Origin of the sequence: Vibrio marinisediminis, assembly GCF_014050145.1 — a bacterium.
Classification (GTDB): domain Bacteria; phylum Pseudomonadota; class Gammaproteobacteria; order Enterobacterales; family Vibrionaceae; genus Vibrio; species Vibrio marinisediminis.
This window is the reverse complement of record NZ_JACFYF010000323.1, coordinates 1-245: the sequence shown is the minus strand read 5'-3', so window position 1 is coordinate 245 and position 245 is coordinate 1. Positions and strand designations below refer to the sequence as shown.

At 25.7% G+C, this 245-nt stretch carries 1 protein-coding gene; it reads left to right on the top strand.

The features are described from left to right. Positions 1 to 39: 39 nt before the first annotated feature. Positions 40 to 245: hypothetical protein (locus tag H2O73_RS21970; protein ID WP_220457781.1), on the top strand; the 206-nt coding region annotated here is incomplete at its 3' end.

Here is a 245-nt window from a genome sequence, read left to right as displayed (position 1 = left end):
AAACAATTACAGATTATAGGAAAAATTATAGCAGATTATATGGTAAGTAAACTAGAAGTGCATAACATAACAACTTTATCATCATTAATTTCACACGCAGAAGCATTTTTGAATTATGCTAAATTACTAGAGAAAATTATAAGCACAAATATAGCTTACCAACTAGGAATTTGCTATTTTAATATAGCTGAATATGAGAAAGCTAGTAAAATATTTGAGCAAGTATTAATGACTTATAAGGAATA